This is a genomic window from Prevotella sp. KH2C16 (assembly GCF_900113305.1).
Classification (GTDB): Bacteria; Bacteroidota; Bacteroidia; order Bacteroidales; family Bacteroidaceae; genus Prevotella.
This window is the reverse complement of the sequence record NZ_FOOW01000008.1, coordinates 59,928-83,616: the sequence shown is the minus strand read 5'-3', so window position 1 is coordinate 83,616 and position 23,689 is coordinate 59,928. Positions and strand designations below refer to the sequence as shown.

At 54.4% G+C, this 23,689-nt stretch carries 19 protein-coding genes; 15 read left to right on the top strand and 4 right to left on the bottom strand.

All coding sequences use genetic code 11. The features are described 5' to 3' along the window. Window positions 1-149: 149 nt before the first annotated feature. On the bottom strand, window positions 150-578 hold the full coding sequence (locus BM114_RS07360) for a hypothetical protein (RefSeq protein ID WP_092111968.1): 429 nt from the start codon (window positions 576-578) through the stop codon (window positions 150-152). A 119-nt stretch (window positions 579-697) separates the two neighbouring features. On the opposite strand from BM114_RS07360, the gene BM114_RS07355 reads away from it, so the two are divergent. The 5 genes from BM114_RS07355 to lpxA all read left to right on the top strand — a co-directional run bounded on the left by BM114_RS07355 (window position 698) and on the right by lpxA (window position 9,274). Next, window positions 698-2,131: a CCA tRNA nucleotidyltransferase gene (locus tag BM114_RS07355; protein WP_092111965.1), complete on the top strand. Its 1,434-nt coding sequence runs from the start codon at window positions 698-700 to the stop codon at window positions 2,129-2,131. A gap of 413 nt (window positions 2,132-2,544) precedes the next feature. Then, window positions 2,545-3,735 (top strand): efflux RND transporter periplasmic adaptor subunit, encoded by a 1,191-nt coding sequence (locus BM114_RS07350; protein ID WP_092111962.1) that lies wholly within the window; start codon window positions 2,545-2,547, stop codon window positions 3,733-3,735. Window positions 3,736-3,791: 56 nt separating this feature from the next. Next, on the top strand, window positions 3,792-7,076 hold the full coding sequence (locus BM114_RS07345) for an efflux RND transporter permease subunit (protein ID WP_092111960.1): 3,285 nt from the start codon (window positions 3,792-3,794) through the stop codon (window positions 7,074-7,076). After that, window positions 7,063-8,460: an efflux transporter outer membrane subunit gene (locus BM114_RS07340; protein ID WP_177207075.1), complete on the top strand. Its 1,398-nt coding sequence runs from the start codon at window positions 7,063-7,065 to the stop codon at window positions 8,458-8,460. The genes BM114_RS07345 and BM114_RS07340 overlap by 14 nt, the downstream gene beginning before the upstream one ends. A gap of 31 nt (window positions 8,461-8,491) precedes the next feature. Beyond that, window positions 8,492-9,274, top strand: a complete 783-nt coding sequence (gene lpxA, locus BM114_RS07335; RefSeq protein WP_092111958.1) for an acyl-ACP--UDP-N-acetylglucosamine O-acyltransferase — start codon at window positions 8,492-8,494, stop codon at window positions 9,272-9,274. Window positions 9,275-9,692: 418 nt separating this feature from the next. Here the strand turns inward: lpxA and BM114_RS07330 are convergent, their stop codons facing one another. After that, window positions 9,693-11,018, bottom strand: coding sequence for an ATP-binding protein (locus BM114_RS07330; RefSeq protein ID WP_092111956.1), 1,326 nt, complete (start codon window positions 11,016-11,018; stop codon window positions 9,693-9,695). A gap of 192 nt (window positions 11,019-11,210) precedes the next feature. Further along, window positions 11,211-11,990: a radical SAM protein gene (locus BM114_RS07325; RefSeq protein WP_092111954.1), complete on the bottom strand. Its 780-nt coding sequence runs from the start codon at window positions 11,988-11,990 to the stop codon at window positions 11,211-11,213. 162 nt (window positions 11,991-12,152) lie between these two features. On the opposite strand from BM114_RS07325, the gene BM114_RS07320 reads away from it, so the two are divergent. Genes BM114_RS07320 through folK form a run of 6 tightly spaced genes read left to right on the top strand, consistent with a single transcriptional unit; the run spans window position 12,153 to window position 16,442 of the window. Beyond that, entirely contained in the window at window positions 12,153-13,034 is an 882-nt protein-coding gene (locus BM114_RS07320) for a cell division protein FtsX (protein WP_092111951.1), read from the top strand. Window positions 13,035-13,058: 24 nt separating this feature from the next. Further along, entirely contained in the window at window positions 13,059-13,289 is a 231-nt protein-coding gene (locus BM114_RS07315) for a DUF3098 domain-containing protein (protein WP_092111949.1), read from the top strand. Next, complete coding sequence (locus BM114_RS07310) at window positions 13,290-14,147, top strand: undecaprenyl-diphosphate phosphatase (protein ID WP_092111947.1); 858 nt, start codon at window positions 13,290-13,292, stop codon at window positions 14,145-14,147. Next, window positions 14,147-14,851: a tRNA pseudouridine(55) synthase TruB gene (gene truB / locus BM114_RS07305; protein WP_092111945.1), complete on the top strand. Its 705-nt coding sequence runs from the start codon at window positions 14,147-14,149 to the stop codon at window positions 14,849-14,851. The genes BM114_RS07310 and truB overlap by 1 nt, the downstream gene beginning before the upstream one ends. Window positions 14,852-14,854: 3 nt before the next feature. After that, window positions 14,855-16,021 (top strand): tRNA preQ1(34) S-adenosylmethionine ribosyltransferase-isomerase QueA, encoded by a 1,167-nt coding sequence (gene queA, locus BM114_RS07300; RefSeq protein ID WP_092111943.1) that lies wholly within the window; start codon window positions 14,855-14,857, stop codon window positions 16,019-16,021. Further along, entirely contained in the window at window positions 16,014-16,442 is a 429-nt protein-coding gene (gene folK / locus BM114_RS07295) for a 2-amino-4-hydroxy-6-hydroxymethyldihydropteridine diphosphokinase (protein ID WP_092111941.1), read from the top strand. Before queA ends, folK begins: the two co-directional genes overlap by 8 nt. Window positions 16,443-16,458: 16 nt before the next feature. Here the strand turns inward: folK and BM114_RS07290 are convergent, their stop codons facing one another. Continuing rightward, window positions 16,459-17,802 (bottom strand): C10 family peptidase, encoded by a 1,344-nt coding sequence (locus BM114_RS07290; RefSeq protein WP_092111940.1) that lies wholly within the window; start codon window positions 17,800-17,802, stop codon window positions 16,459-16,461. Between the two features lie 494 nt (window positions 17,803-18,296). On the opposite strand from BM114_RS07290, the gene BM114_RS07280 reads away from it, so the two are divergent. The 4 genes from BM114_RS07280 (at window position 18,297) to BM114_RS07265 (ending at window position 23,688) form a co-directional block, all read left to right on the top strand. After that, a complete protein-coding gene (locus BM114_RS07280; protein WP_092111936.1) occupies window positions 18,297-19,223 on the top strand; it encodes a magnesium transporter CorA family protein in 927 nt (308 codons plus the stop codon). A gap of 115 nt (window positions 19,224-19,338) precedes the next feature. Next, window positions 19,339-21,414, top strand: a complete 2,076-nt coding sequence (locus tag BM114_RS07275; protein ID WP_369808409.1) for a DUF349 domain-containing protein — start codon at window positions 19,339-19,341, stop codon at window positions 21,412-21,414. A 121-nt stretch (window positions 21,415-21,535) separates the two neighbouring features. After that, entirely contained in the window at window positions 21,536-21,742 is a 207-nt protein-coding gene (locus tag BM114_RS07270) for a hypothetical protein (protein WP_143089278.1), read from the top strand. A gap of 104 nt (window positions 21,743-21,846) precedes the next feature. Continuing rightward, window positions 21,847-23,688, top strand: coding sequence for a right-handed parallel beta-helix repeat-containing protein (locus BM114_RS07265; protein ID WP_177207074.1), 1,842 nt, complete (start codon window positions 21,847-21,849; stop codon window positions 23,686-23,688). Window position 23,689: the final 1 nt, after the last annotated feature.

Below are 23,689 nucleotides of genomic sequence, written 5' to 3'. Positions count from 1 at the left end.
TATATAAAATATGTGAGAAACGAATCTTCGCACCCGAATATTTGGATTTTTTCATCCTTTTTTCCCACTTTTTTCAACAAGGCAAATGCCCTCTCTGTCTTCCGGGAGCTTCCGGCCGCTTGACGGGAATAGCCGTCTCGTCGTGCGGCCTATTCCCTTGCTTCCTTTTCCGCGGCCTCCTGCTGGCGGCGGTGGATGACCCTCACCGTGCCGCAGAGCGCGTCGTAGCGTATCTGGAGCGAGTCCTTCCTGATACCGATGAAGTTACGCTCCCGGAGGGTCTTGGCCTGGTTATACAGGGCGGTTGCCGCCTGCAGGGCCGAGTCGGTGCGGGCTATGTCCTGCTGGGCAATCTTCAGCGAGGCCTCCTGCCACAGCCTGAGGGACTTCCGGCGGCTCTCCACGGCCTTCGGAAAGTCGGTTCTCAACTTGCGGATTGAGTCGAGGACTGCCTGATAGCTGCCCTTTGCGTAGAGGTGCTCGATTTTCTGCATGAGGGGCTGTGCCTTCTCGTCCTCTGATTGGCTGCAGGCCACGAGCAGGCCTGTCAGTAGCAGTGCGAAAAATAGTTGTCTCATATAGATTGCAAAATTACGAAAAAAAACTCGTGAAAACATATTTCTCATTCAAAATATCAATCCCCGCTTCCTGATTCTCAGGAAAAATGAGTAACTTTGCAGCCAAAATCCCGATAATCATGAGAAATCTTTCAGATGCCGAACTGGCACAATTGCTCGATCAGGATATATTCCACAAGATTAGTCAGGCTGCCGATAAGCTCCATATGGAGTGCTATGTCGTAGGGGGATATGTGAGAGACTTGTTCCTCGAGAGGCCTTCCGGCGACATCGATGTCGTGGTCGTGGGCAGCGGAATAGAGGTAGCCGACGAGCTGAAGAAGATGCTCGGGCGGAAAGCCCACCTCTCCGTTTTCCGCAGTTTCGGCACCGCTCAGGTGAAGTTCAGGGACTTGGAGGTGGAGTTTGTGGGGGCTCGGAAAGAGAGCTACAGCCACGACAGTCGCAAGCCGCATGTGGAAGACGGCACGCTGGAAGACGACCAGAACCGCCGCGACTTCACCATCAACGCCCTCGCGGTGTGTCTCAACGCCGACCGGTTCGGGAAACTCGTAGATCCCTTCGGCGGCGTCTATGATCTGGAAGACGGCATCATCCGCACGCCGCTCGACCCCGACATCACCTTCTCCGACGACCCCCTGCGCATGCTCAGGTGCATCCGGTTTGCCGCGCAGCTGGACTTCTTCATCGACGACGAGACCTTCGAGGCTCTCGAGCGTAATGCAGGGAGAATCAAGATAGTGAGCGGTGAGCGAATAGCTAATGAGCTAAATAAGATTATAGCTTGTCGCAAGCCCAGCAAGGGGTTTGTAGACTTGCATCGCTCCGGCCTCCTCCAGCTCATTATCCCGGAACTTTCAGCCCTCGATTTGGTGGAGAAAAAGAACGGCCGCGGGCATAAGAACAATTTCTATCACACGCTGGAGGTGGTGGACAATGTGGCTGCTCATTCTGATAATCTCTGGCTCCGCTGGGCGGCTATGTTCCATGATATCGGAAAGCCGAAATCCAAACGCTGGGATCCTATCGCCGGATGGACCTTCCACAACCATAATTTCATCGGGGCAAAGATGGTTCCGCAGATATTCCGCCGCCTCAAACTGCCCATGGACAGCAAGATGAAATATGTGCAGAAGCTCGTAGACCTGCACATGCGTCCTATCGCCATCTCCGACGAGGAGGTAACGGACAGCGCCGTGCGCAGGCTCATGAACGACGCCGGCGACGACATTGATGACCTGATGCTCTTGTGCGAGGCTGACATTACCTCGAAGAACGAGGTGCGAAAACAGTGTTTCCTGAATAATTTTAAGTTGGTTCGCGTCAAGCTGAAGGAGCTTGAGGAGAAAGACTACAAGCGTCTGCTGCAGCCCTGTATAGATGGCAATGAAATCATGGAGATGTTTCATCTGAAGCCTTCGAGGGAGGTCGGGATACTGAAACGGTGTCTGAAGGATGCGGTGCTCGACAACAAAGTGCCCAACGAGCGCGAGCCTTTGATGCGGCTTCTGATACAGCAAGCCCGGCAGATGGGACTCACCGGCGAGGCCTGAGACGGCTCCCGCAAATGTTACAAGCGGCTTGTAACTCGATTACACGCCGCTTGTAATGCGATTACACACGGCTTGTAACAGGATTACACACGGCTTGTAACATTTCCTGCTGCCGCAAGGCGGAAGTCCGGAAGCTGTAAATCCTCTTCCCAGGGGGTGTCCCCCGAGGTCGTCCAGATTGTCGACATCCCTGTGGTTTCCAGCCTTTAGTGGCTTGATTTTAATCAAGCTGATGCCCGGTAATTTGCCATACTTTACATAAAGATTGTTAAATGTGTATTGGCATGTTTGCGTCCTTTTATTATAATTGCTATATTTGCACCCGTTAAAAAACTTGTTCTTTTAAAAAAGTTTTCGTCTCTTGCTGTGCCTTGAGACTTGGTTTTTGTCAGTTATAATAAATTAATATAGGTATGAAAATTAAGAGTATTTTGTTGGTAGCTTCTGTTGCTGCTTTCATCACATCGTGTAGTGGTGGCAGCGGAGCCCCTAATTTTGGCGACAATGAGTTTGCCGTGCGCACCATCGGCTCGCAGAGTGCCGCTACACAGACCACTTATCCGGCAATCATCCGGGGTATCCAAGATGTAGAGGTACGCCCGAAGGTATCGGGATTTATCACGAAGGTCTATGTGCACGAAGGTCAGGCTGTGCGTGCGGGGCAGGTGATGTTTACCATCGACAGTGAGACTTATCAGGCTTCCGTGCGCCAGGCGCAGGCAGCCGTGAATACGGCCCGGGCACAGGCCAATACGGCCAGGCTGACCTATGAGAATAACCAGTCGCTCTACGAGCAGAAGATAATCGGCGAATATGAGCTTTCCACGGCGAAGAACAGCTATGCCACGGCTCAGGCTTCGGTGGCTCAGGCCCAGGCAGCGCTGGCTTCTGCCCGCGAGACCTTGAGCTGGTGCACCGTCAAGAGTCCTGCTGCCGGATTCGTGGGCAGCCTTCCCTTTAAGGTGGGAACGCTGGTGAGTGCCTCCAGTGCGCTGACCACCGTCTCTGATATTTCCACCATGGAGGTGTTCTTCTCAATGAGCGAAGGCGAGATTCTGGAGATGACCCGTACCTCGGGAAGCTCGGCCGCGGCTATCAATGCCATGCCTGCCGTCAAGCTCCAGCTGGCCGACGGGACGATCTACAGCCATCCGGGCAAGGTGGTCAAGATAAGCGGGGTCATCGACGCGGCGACGGGTGCCTATTCCGTCATTGCCCATTTTGCCAATCCCGAGAAACTCTTGAAGAGCGGCGGAGCCGGCCGCATCATCGTGCCGAATGTCAAGAGCGGTGCCATTGTCATTCCTCAGGAGGCCACTTCTGAGGTTCAAGACAAGGTGTTTGTCTACCTCGTGGGCAAGGACAACAAGGTGAAATACACCGAAATCAAGGTGGCTCCGCAGAACGATGGCAAGAACTACATCGTTACCAGTGGGCTGAGCGTGGGCGACCGCATCGTTACCAAGGGCATCACGAAGCTCTCCGACGGCATGGAAATCAAGCCGATCACCGAAAATCAGTATCTGAAGAAGATAGAGGAGGCCGAGAAGCTCGGTCAGGCTCAGGATAACGCCGGCGACTTCGCCAAGGCCATGGGCAAGTAAAGTGTGGTAAGTTGCCCGTGCGGCAACAAACATAGACATTATATAACATAAGAAATATGACATTTTCAAGATTCATAAGGCGCCCGGTATTGTCGACGGTGATCTCCGTGTTCTTCGTCCTGCTGGGCACCATCGGACTGATATCACTGCCTATCGAGCAGTATCCGGACATCGCTCCTCCTACCATCTCGGTGTGGACAAGCTATCAGGGTGCCGATGCCAAGACGGTGATGAACTCCGTGATCACCCCGTTGGAGGAAAGCATCAACGGCGTGGAGAACATGACCTACATGACCTCTACTGCCACAAACTCGGGCTCCGCCCAGATCACGGTTTACTTCAAGCAGGGCTCCGACCCGAACATGGCGGCCGTGAATGTGCAGAACCGCGTGTCGCAGGCCCAGGCTCTGCTGCCCTCGGAGGTAAACCAGGTGGGCGTAACCGTGATGAAACGCCAGACTTCCAATGTGATCATGTACTCCTTGACCACGGATGACGGCCGCTACGACGCCCAGTTCCTGACTAACTATAACAACATCAACATCGTCCCGGCCATCAAGCGTATCAACGGTGTGGGCGATGTCATGAGCCCTTCCACCGCCAACTACTCCATGCGTATCTGGCTTCAGCCGGAGAAGATGAAGCAGTATGGCCTCATCCCTACCGATGTAACGGCCGCCTTGGCGACACAGAACATCGAGGCTGCGCCGGGCTCCCTTGGCGAGCAGAGCGATATGGCCTACGAGTATACGCTGCGTTACAAGGGCCGCCTGAGCACGGTTCCCGAGTATGAGAATATCATCCTGACCAGTAAGACGACGGGTGAGACTCTCTATCTGAAGGATGTGGCCAAGGTGGAACTTGGCTCGCTGACCTATGTCGTGGGTCTGAAGAACAACGGGCAACCTGCCGTGATGGGTATGGTTCAGCAGATTGCGGGGTCTAATGCCACGGAGATTGCCACCGATGTGAAGGCTTCCCTCGAGGAGGCTCAGAAGGTCATGCCTCCTGGAATGAAGTATACCATCGAACAAGATGTAACCGAGTTCCTCTTCGCTTCTATCGAAGAGGTGGTGCGCACCCTGATCATCACCCTGGTGCTGGTATTCCTCGTGGTGTATATCTTCCTGCAGGACTTCCGCTCCACGCTGATTCCTATGATCGCTGTGCCGGTGGCCTTGATCGGAACCTTCCTCTTCTTGTGGATCTTCGGCTTCTCCATCAACCTGCTGACGCTGTCGGCATTGCTGCTCGCGATAGCCATCGTGGTCGATGATGCCATCGTCGTGGTCGAGGCCGTGCACGCAAAGCTCGACCAGGGATATGAGAGCGCGCTCACGGCAGCCATCGATGCGATGAACGAGATATCGGGCGCCATCATCTCCATCACGCTTGTGATGTCGGCGGTGTTTGTCCCGGTGTCTTTCATTGGCGGCACTTCCGGTACATTCTATCGTGAGTTCGGCGTAACGATGGCCGTGTCCATCGTCATCTCCGCCATCAATGCGCTGACCCTTTCACCGGCCCTCTGTGCCATCTTCCTGAAGCCTAAGGGCGAAGAACAGGAACAAAGGCGGAAGTCGACCTTTGTCAGCCGGTTCCACGCCGGCTTCAACCGTGTCTTCGAAAAGACGACGACAAAGTACAAGAAAGGTGTGGAGCACCTGATCAACCATCGCATCATTACGGGCATCATCGTAGCCATAGGTGTCGTGGCACTGGTTATTTCAATGGCTACGACATCCACCGGACTCGTCCCGGACGAAGATACGGGCACGCTGTTCGTTACCATCTCCGCCAAGCCGGGCACCAGTATGAAGCGCACGCAGGAGATTGCCGACCATGTAGACCGCATGCTGGCCTCTAATCCGGCCATTGCCCGTCGCGAACAAATCGTGGGTTACAACTTCATTGCGGGGCAAGGCTCCGACCAGGCCACCTTCGTCATCAAGTTGAAGAGCTTCGAGGAGCGTGCCTCCAAGAATATCTTCGGGAGGCTGTGGGATGCCGTTTCGGGCCAGGGACTTGCCGCCCTGTTTGTAAATCCGAAGGAAGCCAACATGGTTCTCGGCATGATCTACAAGCAGACCGCGGCCATCAAAGATGCCCAGATACTGGCTTTCGGTCCGCCGATGATCCCCGGCTTCTCGGCCAACAACGGTGTGTCGATGACGCTTCAGGACAAGACCGGCGGCGACCTGGACAAGTTCTTCGAGGTTACGAAGAATTATCTGAAGGAGCTCAACAAGCGTCCTGAGATCCAGAATGCGATGACCTCCTATAATCCGAACTATCCCCAGTACATGGTGGATGTAGATGTGGCGAAGTGCATGCAGGCCGGCACTACTCCGGCTACTGTGCTCGGCACGCTCCAGGGATACTATGGCGGTCTATATTCATCCAACTTCAATGCTTACGGGAAGCTCTTCCGCGTCATGATTCAGGGAGAGGTGGCGAGCCGCATGCGTCCTGACGGAATAAGCAACATCTATGTCCGCCTGAGCAACGGGTCGATGGCTCCCGTATCGGAGTTCGTGAAGCTGCGCCGTGTCTACGGCCCGTCCAACATCAACCGATTCAACCTCTTCACTTCCATCAACCTGAATATTACCCCGAACAGCAATTATTCCACGGGTGATGCCTTGAAGGCCTGCGAGGAGGTGGCGGCTGACAACCTGCCGGAGGGCTATGGTTATGAATATTCGGGACTGACTCGTTCGGAGGCGGAGTCGAGCAATTCCACGGCTCTTATCTTCGTGCTGTGTCTCGTATTCGTGTATTTGATTCTGAGCGCACAGTATGAAAGCTATCTTCTGCCTCTCGCCGTTATCCTCTCGATACCGTTCGGTCTGGCCGGGGCGTTTATCTTTACGCAGCTCTTCGGCCACTCCAATAACATCTACATGCAGATTTCGCTGATCATGCTGATAGGTCTGCTGGCCAAGAACGCCATCCTGATCGTGCAGTTTGCGCTGGAGCGCCGCCAGACAGGCATGGCCATCCGCTATTCCGCCATCCTCGGTGCGGCCGCCCGTCTGCGTCCTATCCTGATGACATCGCTGGCCATGATCATCGGCCTTCTGCCCCTGATGTTCGCCTCGGGAGTGGGAAAGAACGGTAACCAGACGCTGGGTGCGGCCGCTGTGGGCGGCATGCTCATCGGCACGCTGATACAGATCTTCGTGGTTCCTGCGCTCTTCGTCATCTTCCAGTGGCTGCAGGAGAAGTTCACTCCGCTCACCTTCGACGACGAGGTGAACCCCGAGGCTGCCGCCGAACTGCAGCAGTATGCACATACCAAGAAGGCAGTAACATATAAGAACCAGTATGATGAAGAATAATATGAAAATAGGAAAACTATTGATAGGCGCGCTTGCGATGCTGTCTCTGACAGGCTGCAAGAGCCTCTACGGGAAGTATGAGCGTCCGGCGGTGAACACGAGCGGCCTGTTCCGCGACAGCGTCTCGCTCACCGATACGCTCGTCGCCACCGACACGACCAGCTTTGCCAACATTCCCTGGCGGAGCGTATTCACCGATCCGCAGTTGCAGACGCTCATCCAGAAGGCTCTGGACAATAATCCCGATCTCCTGAATGCGGCCTTGAATGTGGATATGGCAGAGGCACAGCTGAAGGCCGCCAAGCTGGCCTTCATCCCCCAGTTTGCCTTCACGCCGCAGGGAACCATCACGCGTTTCAACAATGCCACGACCAAGTCTTACACCCTCCCGGTAAACGCAAGCTGGAATGTGTCGCTCTTCGGAGGGCTCACCGCAGCCAAACGCTCTGCCCAGGTGCAGCTCATCCAGATGCGGGACTATCAGGTGAGCGTGAAGACCTCGCTCGTCTCGGGCGTCGCCAATCTCTACTATTCGCTGCTGATGCTCGACCGCCAGATGGAAATCATAGGTGAGATGGAGAAGCTCACGAAGGATACTTGGGACATCATGCAGAAGCGTTTCAACGCGAATATCGGCTATCGCTCTCCCTCCGTGCAGGCCGCCGAGTCTAATTATTATAGTGTCTTGGCGCAGAAAGCCGACCTGAAACGCCAGGTTCGTGAGGCCGAGAATTCGCTGAGCCTGCTCCTCGGAGAGCCCGCCCAGACCATCGCCCGCGGCAAACTGGCCGACCAGAGCCTGCCCGAAGCGTTCTCGACGGGCATCGGCATCCAGCTGCTTCGCAACCGTGCGGATGTGCATGCGAACGAGATGGCACTTGCCGCTTGCTTCTATGATGTGGAGAGAGCCCGTAGCGCATTCTACCCGAACATCAATATTACGGGTACGGGAGGCTTCAGCAACGGCTCCGGCATGGTGAATCCGGGCAAGTGGCTGCTCTCTGCCGTGGGCTCGCTCACCCAGCCCATCTTCATGAACGGACAGCTCACGGCGGCCCTTCGCGTGGCGAAGGACCAGTATCAGATAGCCTACAACACTTGGCAGAACAGCATCCTCACCGCGGGCTCGGAGGTCAGCAACGCCCTCGTGCTCTACAACTCCTCGGCCGAGAAAGCCGCCATCGAGGACAAGCAGATAGCTGTCTTGAAGAAAAATGTCGAGGATACCCAGACCTTGATGCTGAAGTCTACGAGCTCTTATCTTGAGGTCATCACCGCGCAGAGCAACCTGCTCAACGCGGAACTTTCGCAGGTAGCCGACAACTTCTATAAGATGCAGGCCGTGGTGAACCTCTATCAGGCTCTCGGCGGGGGTGCTAAGTAATTCATGATTCACACTTGAAAAGTTAAAGATTATGGCAAGTCAAATAAGCGAGAAGGCCGTTGTGTCGCCCAAGGCGAAGATAGGAGACGGCTGCAAGATATTCCCCTTCGTATATATCGAGGACGAGGTGGAGATTGGCGACAACTGTATTGTCATGCCGTTCGTGAGCATTCTCAACGGCACGAGGATGGGCCGCGACAACAAGGTGCACCAGGGGACGGTGCTCGGAGCGCTCCCCCAGGACTTCGCCTTTACCGGCGAGCGCACCGAACTCTGTATCGGAAACAACAACATCATCCGCGAGAATGTGGTAATAAACCGTGCCACGCACGAGGGAGGACGCACGGTTATCGGCGACGACAACTTCCTCATGGAGGGCGTTCACATCAGCCACGACACCAGGGTGGGCAATAAGAATGTGTTCGGATACGGCACCAAGATCGCAGGCGACTGCGAAATCGGCAACGGGGTGATATTCTCGTCCTCGGTCATAGAGAACGCCGGCACGCGCGTCGGCGACCTCGCGATGATTCAGGCGGGTACCACCTTCTCCAAGGATGTGCCTCCCTATATCGTGGCAGGCGGCAAGCCCGTAGGCTACGGCGGCCCCAACAACACCATGATGACCACGGCCCAGGTGGAGGAGAAGGTGCAGAAGCATGTCGCCAACGCCTACCGGCTGGTCTTCCACGGGCAGAACAGCGTCTTCGACGCCGTGCTCCAGATTCGCGACCAGGTGCCCGACAGTCCTGAAATCCAGAAAATCGTGGCGTTCATCAATGCCACGAAGAAAGGCATTATCAGCAAAGTGTAGCTCATACCTATACATTTTGCGTCGTATGCAGAGATGGGCCGGCCTCGGGGGTCGGCCCATTGATGTTTCCGGGAGGCTGCGACGGTGTTTGCGGGAGTCGGTGCTGGTATTTGTCGGGAGTGGCGTTGGTATATGCGGGAATTGGTATTGGCGCTTGTCGGAAATAATATTACTAACTGTGGAAAATAGTCGGAGACAAGACAGGGAGTGTCCCTCCATATTCCTTCTTGCGGCTTTCTACTTGACAAATTCGGCGACTTTGTCCGACAAAATCGCCGAAATCATCCGACGAAATCGCCGATTTTGTCATTCCGGAAAACGCCTTTTGCCTGCCCTCTGGCCTCGTCTCGCTTTGCCATGGGCTTTCTCTTTTTTCAAGCCCAGATGTAAACAGGCGTGGCGAGGGCAGCATGCAGGCTTACATGTCGTCCATTGACAGACAGCCCGGGATGATATGGAGCGGGCGCATCTCCGGACAGTCTTGCAGCAGGTGGCTCACCTTGATGCGCAGGGCGGCCTCGTCATACTTGCCGGCGTTTCGCTTGATTTCATAGACATAGGCCGTCTTGTCTATCTCGTTGACGGCAATAAGGTCTATTTCATTTTCCCCCTTGCGGTCCCAGTATTTGCCTATGCGCGTGTAATCGCCCGTCTCCCGCAGCTTCCGTTCAAAATATCTTTCGAGCATGAAGCCCTCCACCGTGTTGATGTCGCGGTCTATGAGCCGGGCCAGCTGCCTCAAGGCACCGTTCTCGACGAAGGCCTGATATTTGAAGAAGAATCTGAACCACAGCGTGAGGAAGTTGTCGCGCAGCGTGTAACGCACCTTGCGGGAGTTGCTCTTGGCGAAGATGGGCTGCCGACGCTCTATCAAGCCGTAATAGTTTTCAAGTCTGTCGAGATAGCTTCCGATGCCGCTTCGCCCCATGTTGATTCGGTTTTCAATCTCCCTGCGGGTGAATTGTCCCTCCGAAATGCAGATGAGAATGGAGAAATAGGTGGCATAATCAGCGCCAAACTCTTCGATGAGCACATTCTTCCCCTCGTTGATGAAGGGAGAGTTTTCCTCCGTGAGTGCATGGTATATCTTTCTGCGTGTGGTCTTTCCGTTGTCCATCAGCCAGCTGGTGTACCATGCCACGCCGCCGGAAACGGTGAAAAGGGCCAGCAGGTCTTCCGGCAAGAACGCCTGCCGGTGATCGGCGAGTATCTCCTTCAGGGTGATTGTGGTGAACGGCTGCAGGTTGATGATGCGTCCTGCACGGGAGAAGAGCGGCTCCTTGCTATCCTCGAAGAGCTTGTGCATGAGCGAATAGATGGAGCCGCAGACAATCAGGTTCAGGTGGCTACTCGTCTTGTTCAGGTCCCACTCTCGCTGCAGTTCGCTGAAAATGGATGGGTTTACCCGCCCGAATTCTTGAAATTCGTCTATCACCAGCGTGAAAGCCTTCGTCTTGGAAAGCTCTATGAGATGATGAAAGAGTTTGGCAAAGGAAGTATAACGCCCTATCGGGACATGGAGTTTGTCCTCTGTCTCTGCGGTAAAGTCATCACAAAGCAAGGCCTCTGACTTGCGTGCCACGAAGAAATAAAGCGTTGCAAGTGCTTCTCCGCTCTTCAAGGCGAGTTCGGTTTTGCCGATTCGTCTGCGGCCAATCAGCACTGTCATCTGTGCTCCCTGTCGGCTCTTTTGCTCGATTTCGGCCAACAAAGCAAGTTCTTTTGTCCTGTCATAAAACCTCATAGGCGTTCATTTTTCGTAATTGCCATTACCGTAATTGCCATTACTTTATTTTGCAAAGATAGTTTCTTTTTGTGATAGAAGCAAGAAAATCAGTATGAAATCGTCTTAATTCATGGAAATTAAGTCGCAAAAACAAAATTCCCCCGCTTTCAACGGGGGGAAATCGGATGCCTAATGGTGTCTGCGGGGGTGTCAATAGCTGGCCTGGCAGGGGATGCCGGCCTGCTCCACGAGCGCCTTGATGCGGTCGAGCTCCGCGGGGGTGGCCTTCTGCAGCCCGGGGGCGGGGGTCTCGCGGTCGATGGTATAGATCATCACTTCCTGCGGGGCAATGGCCTTCACGGCTTCGAGCCAGGGCAGCACGAAGGCGTCGCCGGTGTTGTCGACATTGCGGTTGCCCGTCTTGCCTTTCATGAAGAGGGTCTGCACGATGACATGCCCGCCGAAGGCCTTCATGCCTTCGATGATATTGTCTACTGAATAATGCGGGTTCACGGGCCGGTCTACCATGCGGATGTAGTCCATGGACACCGTGTCGAGCTTCAGGATATTGTTGTCCACCTTCATCAGGGCGTCGCGAACGGCCGGTCGGTGGATGAAGGTGGAGTTGCTGAGCACCGATATCTTGGCCTCCGGGCAGTACTCATTGCGCAGACGGACGGTGTCGTCTATGATGCCCGCGAAGTCGGGATGCGAGGTGGGCTCGCCGTTTCCGGCAAAGGTGAGCACATCGGGCAGGGCTCCCTCCTGCCGCATCTTCCGGAGCTGTGCCTCGAGTGCGGCGGCCACCTCGGCCCTCGTGGGGCGCGGCTGCCGTGGCGGGAAGTCCTTGTTGAACCCGCATTCGCAGTAGATGCAGTCGAATGTGCAGCTCTTCCCGTCGGGCGGAAGCAGGTTGATTCCTAATGAAAGTCCCAGGCGGCGGCTATGTACGGGACCGTATATGGGGGCAGGATAGATTCTTGTACTCATTTTCTTGGCTTGTTGTTTACGGGAGACGGGTCTCCGTGTGGTTCCTGCAAAGTTAACTAAAAATCCCCATCCAAATGCGTTAATAGGAGTTAAAGATGCTGATTTCCGTGCAATTTGCATTATCTTTGCAGAGAATTTGGCGTATTATACCTTGATAGAAGGATGGGAAAGAAACGAACAAAGGCCGGCAACCGTCAAGGCTTGCAGGCCGTAACTCTTTGCATAAGCACCGCCATGGTGCTGATTTTATTGGGAATGGTAGTCTTTTCCGTGCTCACCGCGCGGAACCTTTCGTCGTATGTTAAGGAGAATCTTGTCGTAACGATGATGCTCGAACAGGACATGACCACTCCTGAAGCGCAGAAGTTGTGCAAGAATCTGAAGACCCGTCCCTATATCCATGAGCAGAAGTTCATCAGCAAGGAGGCTGCCCTCAAGGAGCAGACGCGTGAGATGGGCATGGACCCCTCGGAGTTTACGGGCGGCGAGAACCCCTTCCTCGGGTCTATTGAGCTCACGCTGAATGCCGACTATGCCAACAACGATTCCTTGAAATGGATCGTAAAGGAGCTGAAGAAATATCCGAAGGTGAGCGACATCACTTACCAGAAAGACTTGATAGACAGCGTGAACCAGACGCTTGGCAAGATCAGTATAGGCCTCTTGGTGCTGGCCGTCTTGCTCACATTCGTGTCGTTTACGCTCATCAGCAATACCGTCAGACTGGGCATCTATGCCCGCCGTTTCTCCATTCACACGATGAAGCTGGTGGGTGCTTCGTGGGGTTTCATCCGCAAGCCGTTCCTGAAGCGCGCCGTGTGGATGGGCATCCTTGCGGCCGTCCTGGCCTGCCTGGTGCTTGGCGGACTTGTCTATGCGCTGTATCTGAACGAGCCCGACACCCTCACCGTGGTTACCTGGGAGGTCATGGCCATTACGGCTTTGTCGGTGTTCGTTTTCGGAATAGTCATCACGGCCCTGTGCGCCCGCATCTCCGTGAACAAGTTCCTGCGGATGAAGGCCGGTGAGCTGTATAAGATTTGATAATCACACATAACTATAAAAACGATGGATAAGAAGAATCTGGCATTCGACAAGGTTAACTTCATCTTGCTCGCAGTGGGCATGGTGATCGTCCTTATAGGTTTTGTCCTGATGGCGGGAGGCGAGTCTACCGATACGCGGTACGACCCTGAGATATTCAGCGCCTTGCATATCAAGGTGGCGCCCGTAGTCTGCTTCATAGGGTTTGTCTCTATGATCTACGCCATTATCCGCAAACCCAAGGACGAAGAGTAAATGGAACTTCTGCAAACGATTATCATTGCCATCGTGGAGGGGCTCACCGAGTTCCTGCCCGTGTCGTCTACGGGACACATGATCATTACCCAGAACCTGCTGGGCGTGCCCCAGGGAGACCCTTTCGTCCATGCGTTTACCTTCATCATCCAGTTTGGGGCCATCCTTTCCGTGGTGTGCCTTTACTGGAAGCGGTTCTTCCGCCTCGACCATACGCCGCTTCCCGACGGGAGCACGCCGTGGGCGAGGCTGAAGCATAGGTATCATTTCTATTGGCTCCTGCTGGTGGGAGTCATTCCTGCGGTGGTCATTGGCTTGATAGCCAAGAAGAGCGGTCTGCTCGACTGGCTGCTCGACAGCGTCGTGGTCGTGGCCGTGATGCTGGTGGTGGGAGGTGTCTTCATGCTCTTTTGCGACAAGATCTTCAACCGGGGAACCGACGAGAATGCGGTCAATGAGGAGCGCGCCTTCAAGATCGGACTGTTCCAGTGCCTTTCAGTCATACCCGGCGTGAGCCGCAGCATGGCCACTATAGTGGGCGGGATGCAGCAAGGACTCACCCGCAAACGCGCCGCGGAGTTCTCCTTTTTCTTGGCCGTGCCGACGATGGCAGGGGCCACCGTGCTCGACCTTTACGAGATGATGGGGGAGGGGGCCGCATGGGCCACCTCGCAAAACATCATGCTGCTCATCGTGGGTTGTGTCGTGGCGTTCGTCGTGGCAATGCTGGCCATGAAGTGGTTTGTCGGCTTCCTCACCAAGTATGGCTTCCGTGCCTTCGGCTGGTATCGCATACTCGTGGGCGGATTCATCCTCGTCTGGCTCGCTCTGGGCCATAGTCTTGTAATGGTGGACTGATGAATTTCCAGGCAGGAGAAATCTTCGCAATCGACAAGCCCTACCGGATGACGAGCTTCGGGGCTTTGGCTCATGTGAGGTATATCCTGTCTCACACCCTGGGATACAAGGTGAAGATAGGGCATGCGGGCACTCTCGACCCCCTGGCAACTGGCGTCCTGATACTCTGTACGGGCAGGTGCACCAAGCGGATAGAGGAACTCCAGAACCACACCAAGGAGTATCTGGCCACCCTGCAGCTGGGCGCCACCACGGCAAGCTACGACAAGGAGCACGAGGTGAATGCCACTTTCCCCACCGAGCACATCACCCGGGAGAGCCTTGAGGAGGTGCTCGGGCAGTTCGTGGGGGAGATTCAGCAGGTGCCGCCGACCTTCAGCGCCGTCAAGGTGGGGGGCAAGCGGGCCTACGACATACGGCGCGCCGGCGAGAGCGTGGAGCTCAAACCCAAGGCGGTGCGCATCGATGAGATAGAGCTGCAAGGCTTCGATGCCGGGACGATGCGGGCGAGCCTCCGCGTGGTGTGCGGCAAGGGCACCTACATCCGGGCATTGGCCCGCGACATCGGGAGGGCTCTTGGCAGCGGAGCTTACCTCACCTCGCTTCGCCGCACGCGGGTGGGCGACTACACCGTAGACAACTGCGTCGACTTCGACCACTTCCGGGAATGGCTCGACAATCAAGAAATAGAAAGGACTATATAGCTTATGAAATTATCACAGTTTAAGTTTAATCTACCCAAGGAGCAGGTTGCGCTGTATCCGCATAGCGTTTTTCATGAGTTCAAGAACGACGACGGGACCAAGGGTTCTTTCCGCATTACCCGTCGGGACGAGTGCAGGCTGATGGTGCTTCACCGCCAGTCGCAGACCATAGAGATGTTCAAGAAGGATGCCAAGGGCAATCCCGTTGAGGGCGACTACCTCGATTTCCGCAATGTGCTGGACTATTTCGACGAGGGCGACGCCTTCCTCTTCAACGATACCAAGGTCTTCCCGGCCCGTCTCTATGGCACGAAGGAGAAGACCGATGCCAAGATCGAGGTGTTCCTGCTTCGTGAGCTGAACGAGGAGATGCGCCTTTGGGATGTGCTCGTGGAGCCCGCCCGCAAGATTCGCATCGGCAACAAGCTCTTCTTCGACGATACGAGTACGATGGTGGCGGAGGTCATCGACAATACCACCAGCCGCGGCCGCACCCTCCGTTTCCTGTACGACTGTCCGCACGACGAGTTCAAGCGCGAGCTCTTTGCCCTCGGCGAGGCTCCGCTGCCGCGCTATATCATCGACAACCGTGAGGTGCCCCATGCCACCAAGGAGGACATGGACGACTTCCAGTGCATCTTTGCCAAGAACGAGGGAGCCGTTACCGCCCCTGCCACGGGGCTCCATTTCTCCCGTGAACTGATGAAGCGCATGGAGATCAAGGGCATTGAAACCGCCTTTATCACCCTTCATTGCGGACTCGGGAACTTCCATGACATAGAGGTGGAAGACCTCACGAAGCATAAGATGGACTCCGAGCAGATGATCATTCCCAAGCAAGCTTGCGACATCGTGAATCAGGCCAAGACCGCGGGACACCATGTCGTGGCCGTGGGAACGAGCGTCGTGAAGGCCACGGAGACTGCCGTGGGCACCGACGGACTGCTCAAGGAGTATGACGGATGGACCAATAAGTTCATCTTTCCGCCGTATGACTTCGGCATGGCCGACTGCATGATCGTGAACTTCTATCAGCCTTATTCCACGCTTCTCATGGAGGCCGCTGCCTTCGGGGGCTACGATCTGGTGATGGAGGGCTATGACCTTGCCGTGAAAAACGGCTATATGTTCGGCTGCTATGGCGACGCTATGCTGATCGTGAATGACTAAGTCGCACACCGTCTACTTCAGTCTGGGCTCCAATCTGGGCGACAGGCGCAGGACTATGGACGACGCGCTCCGGATGCTCGCCACACGAGTAGGACCCGTGGAGCGCGTCTCCTCCTATTATGAGACCGAGCCCTGGGGCTTCTCGTCGCCGCATAAGTTTCTCAACGCCTGTGCCTGCTGCCAGACGGCCGAGAGCCCCCTGGAGGTGTTGCGGGCCACCCAGGCGATAGAGCGGGAGCTCGGCAGGAAGCGCAAGTCGGTGGCGGGCGAGTATCACGACCGCCCCATCGACATCGACATCCTGCTCTACGACGACCTGACCGTGGACAAACCTGGCCTGAAGATTCCCCATCCGTTGATGTGGGAGCGTGATTTCGTGATGCGGCCCCTCCGCGAAATCCTAAGGGACGGGCTCCGGTAGCTTTCTTTCGCGCCGCTTAGTATCTCGTTATTTTCTGAAAATCTTTCGAGCGGAGGGTGAGATTCTTGCCGGCGTTCGCCTTTGCCGGCATGCTGATCCAGCGCAGTTGCTCGCAGTCGCTGAAGGCCTCGTCGCCCACGAAGGCGACATTCCGGGGCAGGTTTACCGCGATGAGCGAACTGCAGTAGCGGTAGGCCTTGCGGCCGATGGCCGTTACGCTCTCGGGCAGCTCGGCCTTGATGAGCGAGCGGCAGCCCGCGAAGGCTCCGTTTCCGATGGTCTCCGTTCCTTCCGGAATCTCCGCGAAGTTCAGCAGATAGCAGTTGTAGAAGGTGGCAGCGGGGATGCTCTTGATGCCCCGGGGCAGCTTTACATACACCAGTTTGTTGCAGTTCTTGAAGGCCGTGTCGGGCAGTTCCGTCGTCTCGAGGTCGCTCAGGTCAAGGGCTGCGAGCACTCCTCCCTTTCCTGTCTTTGAGGACCAGGTGCTCATCGAGCGCAGGAAGGCATAGTCGTCGGCATTCATCCTGCCCGTGATTTTCAGGGAGTACACCTGCTTGAGGCCCTCGGGCGTGAAGTGGTCTTTCAGCGTTCCGGCCGTGGAGAGGTTCACCTGCCGCGTCTTGGGGATGTAGGTGGAGTCGGCAATGTTGACCACGGCCGTCTGTCGCTCGCTGTATCCGTTCATGTCCTCGATGTCGTAGTATCCGTCTTCAAGGCCGTTCCATCCGAAGTTGGCATGGAACTTGCCGTTCTTGTAGCCGTCGATGACGAAGGCGTGGGAGCGGTCCTTCCTGCTGTTTTTCCGCTTCTGCGCGCCCGAGAAGATGACGGGCCTGCCCGCGGCAAGCTCTCCGTAGAGGATGTTTTTCCATCGTTTGAGCCCCTCCTCGCCCTGATATTCGTCGCGGCGGAGCGGCATCATGTATTTGCTGAAGTGCATCAGGCGCTTCATGTTGTCCACGGCCGTCTTCGTATAGGCCCCCGAACCGTCGGTGCCATAGCTCACGCGGCTCTGCACGCCGCAGTCGCTGACGAGCTTCGCCACGGCCACGAGGCTCTCTTTCTCAATGCCCTGATAGTAGGAGTTGAACATCTTCTGCCATTCGTAGGGCGTCTTTCCGTCGGGGCTCATGGACGGATATTCTATGCCGCGGACGACCTGTGCCACGGCTACGGCCACGCATCCCGCCTTGGCGTGTACTTTTTTCAAGGTGGTGGAGTCGGTCTTCACCGGACAGAGCAGGTTGAACGGCTCGCCCTGTCCCCACTGCGTCTTCAGCAGGGGCTTGATGTTGTCCTGGGCGGAGGCGGAGAGCGGCAGCAGTCCGAGCAGCAGCGATAAGAATAGATGTTTCATCCGTCGGGGTCTTTAGATTCTCTTCTGCAAAGATAATCATATTCTTCTGAAATCACGCAAAAGGTTTCTTAAAAGTATCAGGACGCCGTCCCTTCTTCCTTTAGGCCGCTAAAAGGATGACAAAATCGCCGAATTTGTCGCACAAAATCGCCGAGATTGCAGGACAAAATCGCCGAATTTGTAACCTTGATAGCGGTTGCCTGTTTTCAGGGCGGCAGTCTCCGTGTATGTGGAAGGTGGCAAATGCCCGGGGAACCGGGAGCCACGGCAGGACTGGAAAACACAGGGGAGAGACTGCGGAAAAGACTTTTTTTGAGAGTTTTTCTGCCAAAAAGTTCCGACTTCAAAAATATTTTATTACTTTTGCAGCCGTAAACCAATATCCAACAAGCAAATGGACGATTATCACGCGGAAGCCAACAATTACCAAGCGTGAAGATTCAGCAGCGCTAATCTTCATGCCATCACTTATTATTTCATGAAGATTAGCAACAATGAGAACATATTGGAACATTGAAAAGAAACTGGGCGTCATCAAAGAATGGCAGCCTAACTGCTGGATTCAAGTAACCTGTCCGACCGACGAGGACAAGGACTTCCTCGAGAAAGAATTCCAGATTCCCGACTATTTCCTCTCCGACATCAGCGATACCGACGAGCGTGCGCGCTATGAATACGATGACGGATGGATGCTCATCATCCTCCGCATACCCTATGTAAAGGAGATACGATCCCGCACGCCGTATACCACCGTGCCCCTGGGAATCATCCACAAGCGCGATGTTACCATCACCGTGTGCTACTACGAGACCAACATGATGATCGACTTCGTGAGCTTCCAGCAGAAACGCGGCGAAGGATTCACCGACTATGTGGATCTCATCTTCCGCCTGTTCCTGTCCTCCGCCGTATGGTATCTGAAGAGACTGAAGCAGATCAACATGCTCATAGAGAAGGCGAAGCATAACCTCGACCACAATGTGAACAACGAGAGCCTCATCGGACTGTCGAGGCTGCAGGACTCGCTCACCTACTTCATCACCTCCATCCGCGGCAACGAGACCCTGCTCCAGAAGCTGAAGTTCAAGCTCCAGGTGGACGAGCTGGACGCAGACCTCATCGAGGATGTGAACATCGAGATGACGCAGGCTCGCGAAACGACCAATATCTACTCCGACATTCTCGAGTCGACGATGGACACCTACTCGAGCATCATCAACAACAACATGAACACCACGATGCGTACGCTTACCTCCGTAACCATCATCCTGATGTTCTCCACGCTCGTGGCATCACTCTTCGGCATGAACCTTGTCAACGGGATGGAAGAAAGCCCGTGGGGCTTCCTGATTGCCATTGTCATCTCCGTCGTCGTCTCGGGCATCACCTGGTGGATATTGAAGTTCAAACGGCTGCTCTAAGAGAAAAATTAAAAAAAAATAGATTTTAATTAGGAAATTTCAAACTTTTTACTTAAGTTTGCAAATAATATAACTGTCGGCGCGACAATTTGCGTCGAGAACTTAAACCAGCAATATGATGGACTCTCAAGACAAAGACCTCGAACAGGGAAAATTAGATGAAGAAAAAGCAGTAGAACAGCCTGCTGAAGTACAAGAACCGCAAGAAGAAGCTCCTGTGGCAGAAAATGTTTCGGCCGAGGAAACTCCTGCTCTGGAGGTCGTGGAGGAAGTTTCTGCCCCAGAGGAAGAAGCCGGACCGCAAGCAGAAGAGGCGTCGGTTCAGGAGGAAGAGGCTCCTGCCCAGGTAGAGGAAGAAGCCGAACCCGAGGCAAAAGAAGATGCGCCCCAGGAAGAAGCCGCTGCTCCAGCTCCCCCCAAAGACGCTCCCGAAGAAAAGGCAAACAAGGAGGAGCCCGCCCCAAAAACATATTCCACGAAACAAGAGATACTCGACCGGGTCAAGGAACTTGCCCACGGCAACGAAAATCCGTCGAAGTCGGAAGTAGATCACCTGAAGACCAGCTTCTATAAGCTGCACCTCGCCCAGCGGGAAGAGGAGCAGAAAGCCTATGTCGAAGCCGGCGGCAATCCAGAAAACTATCAGGTTCTCCCGGACGAACTCGAAGAGCAGTTCAAGGCCGAGATGGGCCTCATCAAGGAGAAGCGTGCCAAGCTCTACCAGCAGCAGGAACAGGAAAAGAAGGAAAACCTGAAGCGCAAGGAGGAAATCATCGAGAAGATAAAGGGCATGGTTACCTCTCCCGACGCGGTAAACAAGGCCTATCAAGAGTTCAAGGCCCTCCAGCAGGAGTGGAAGGAGATAAAGCTGGTGCCCGCGGAGAAGGCCAACGAGCTCTGGCGCAACTATCAGCTCTATGTCGAGCAGTTCTATGACCTGCTCAACTTGAACCGTGAAGCGCGCGAATACGACTTCAAGAAGAACCTGGAAGCCAAGACCAAACTTTGCGAAGAGGCGGAGAAACTGGCCGAGGAACCAGATGTAATCAGTGCCTTCCACCAGTTGCAGGAGCTCCATCAGCAATACCGCGAGACGGGTCCTGTCAGCAAGGATCTCCGCGAAGAGGTGTGGGCTCGCTTCAAGGCGGCGTCTACTGTCATCAACAAGAAGCATCAGAAACACTTCGAACAGCTGCGTGCCAAGGAAGGAGAAAACCTCGAGAAGAAGACCGCCCTCTGCGAAAAGGTGGAAGCCATAGCGCAGGAAGAGAACAAGAACGCCTCCGACTGGGAGAAGCATACCAAGGAAATCATCGCCATTCAGGCAGAATGGAAGACCATCGGATTCGCTCCCCAGAAGATGAATGTCAAGATATTCGAACGCTTCCGGGCTGCTTGCGACGACTTCTTCGCGCGTAAGGCCGAGTTCTTCAAGGGTCTGAAGGAACGCTTCAGCGAGAATGCGGAGAAGAAAAGAGCACTCGTAGAGAAGGCGAAAGAACTGTGCGAGTCTACCGACTGGAAGGCAACCTCTGAGAAGCTCATCAAGCTCCAGAAGGAATGGAAGACCATCGGCATGGTGCCGAAGAAGCTGGGCGACCAGCTCTGGAACGAGTTCAACGGAGCTTGCAACAAGTTCTTCGAGGCCCGCAACGCAGCTAATCCCGGTTCGCGCAATGAAGAACACCAGAATCTCAGCAAGAAGAAGGATATCGTGGCACAGCTCAAGGCTTTGCTGACAGATGCCAAGGAGGATGCACAGGAGAAGGTTCAGGAGCTCGTCGACCAGTATAACCAGATCGGACATGTGCCCTTCAAGGAAAAAGACAAGATTTACAAGGAATACCACGATGTGCTCGACAGGCTGTACAAGGAGCTCAACATCTCCGTTGCCCGCCAGCACCTCGACCGCTTCCGCAGCAATCTCAAGAACATGGCAAGGCGCGGCGAGGATGCCATCGACAACGAGCGTGGCCGCCTGATGCGCCAGTACGAGCAGATGAAGTCCGAAATCATCACCTACGAGAACAACCTCGGATTCCTGAATGCCTCAAGCAAGAAGGGCAACAGCCTTATCGACGAAATGAACAAGAAGGTCAGCAAACTCAAGGAAGAGCTTGAAATGGTCAAGGAGAAAATCAGAGCCATCGACAAGCAGAACCGCGAGCAGGAGGAAGAGGAACAGCAGTAAGCTTCCTCCCGGAGAATCACAAGCTCAATATCCAATGGGGCGTGCAGGGAATATTCCCTGCACGCCCCATTGCTTATGGCTGGCTGGGAGGCAGAGGAAAGGCACCGAAAAAGTGTCAGACATGCACCTGAAAATAAGGGCTTACCGCTGCCAGACGAAGAGGAAGATGCTCCACGCATCATGCCAGCCGCCTATCTTTGCACAAGCAGAGGCCTATGGGAGGAATTTTACAAACAAGCCTGTCTCCCACCGCTCATACAGACGGCTTCCGACAATGGGCGGCCTCACCTCCGACAGCCTGAAAGTTGACAGGTTGCAGTATTCGTGAGCAGTGAATCCGGGAAAAAACATATGTCTACCTATAGGTTTCCGAAGAAGGTGCGTCTTACTAATAAACCTTTATATTCATTTAAACCTAAATTTAGACAGCTTATGGACTTTAAGAAAATTACACTTTCATTAGCGTTATCAACCATCCCGTTTATGGGTTTCTCAGCAGAATACTATGTACGCCCGGCTGCTACCGGAAGTGCAGACGGTTCGTCATGGGACAATGCGATAGCCTTCGCAACGATGTACGAGAACATCAACAACTATAACAACGGCGATACCTTCTATTTCTCCGGCGGCGTCTATACTCCGGCTAAAGTAATAGGCATTACCAACGGCTACACCTTTATCGGTGGCTTCGACCCTGCCCTCACAGGGACAAATCATGACACTCCTATTTATCCTTCTTCTACTCCGACCGTCTTTTCCGGTGATCTTGACGGAGACGGGGCGATGAGCCCCGGAGACCTGAACCGACTCTTGGCCTTCAATACCGCCACGAAGGATGACAGCAAGAAGGTTATCCTTAAGGGTGTCGAATTCACGAAGGCCTATTCCACTCAGAGCACAACGACCGAAGGCGCACTTTGGATAAGGAACTGTGGCTATGTCGAAGTGGACAATTGCCGCTTCTATGGCAATGTGGATGACAAGTATTATGGCGGTATGGCCTTCACGGGAGAATACAGCACGGCATATTTCAATGACTGTGAATTTACCAATAACAGGGCTGTCAGTCGCGGCGGGGCTATCCGTTTATCCTCGAATTCAGGAACCAAGGGCCTGACTGTATTCAACCGCTGCCTGATTACGAACAACAAGGTTGATAAAAATGTGGGTAGTGCCATATTGGTTCAGCAGGGAATAGGCCTCTATCTTATCAACTGCATGGTAACGGGCAACAAGTCAGGAGAAGAGACTGGTGCCATTTATTCTAATGGTTCGGACGCCACCTATTCGCGTAATGTATATATCGTTAACTCAACGATAGCGGGCAACGAAGGCGGAGCACAGGTGCAGATGACGGATAATGCCAATCTCTATGTTGCCAATTCCATCGTTGTGGGTAATGACACCCATGCCCCATTCAACATCACATCGACTAAGGATTTCACCGGAAAATATAATATTGTAGGCAACGACGCCAATAATATCCTGTCGTGGGACGAGACTAATATGACAGGCAAGGGTCTTAGTGATGTCTTTGGCTCCCAAGATGTGGCGAGCGCATCCCCGACCATACCTTACGGAGCTACAGCAGGAGAGCTCTCCGAGATGGTGAGCTCTTGGGGCATCGCTGCAGATCTGACGGTCGACAAGGACGGTGTTGCCCGTGGCAGCGTGTCTGTTCCCGGTGCCAAGGTCGGCGAGCCCCAGACAACAACGATCGATGTTACCGATATAAAATATGCTACCTATTATAATAGTCTGGGCTATATAATGCCAGAAAGCATTAAAGGAGCCGTTGCTCCTTCTACTTCCGGCGACAGACTGACGACAGACTGGAAATACCAACCAGGAAACATAGTCCCGGCCGCCTCTGCCTTGCTTGTCAGCGGGGAAGCCGGTTCACATCAGGCATCTTTGAAGCTGGCAGAGAACTCCAAGGACGAGAACCTGCTGAAAGGCTCGGACATTCCACAACTCACCTCTGGCGGCAGTAAGTATTTCAAACTGGCAAATGATGCCGAGGGCGGCTTAGGCTTCTATTATGGAGCTGCCGATGGGACTGCCTTTACTAACGGCGCACACAAGGCATATCTTGCCATCTTGTCAGAGTCGCCGGCAAAAGCGTTCTTCTTCACGAGTGAAACAACCGGAATCAACCAGCTTGCAAAAGATGCAGAAGCCGCAGCTCCGACCTACAACCTTACCGGACAGCGAATAAGCAAGTCCTATAAAGGAATAGCGATTAGAAATGGCAAGAAATACATGGTGAAATAAT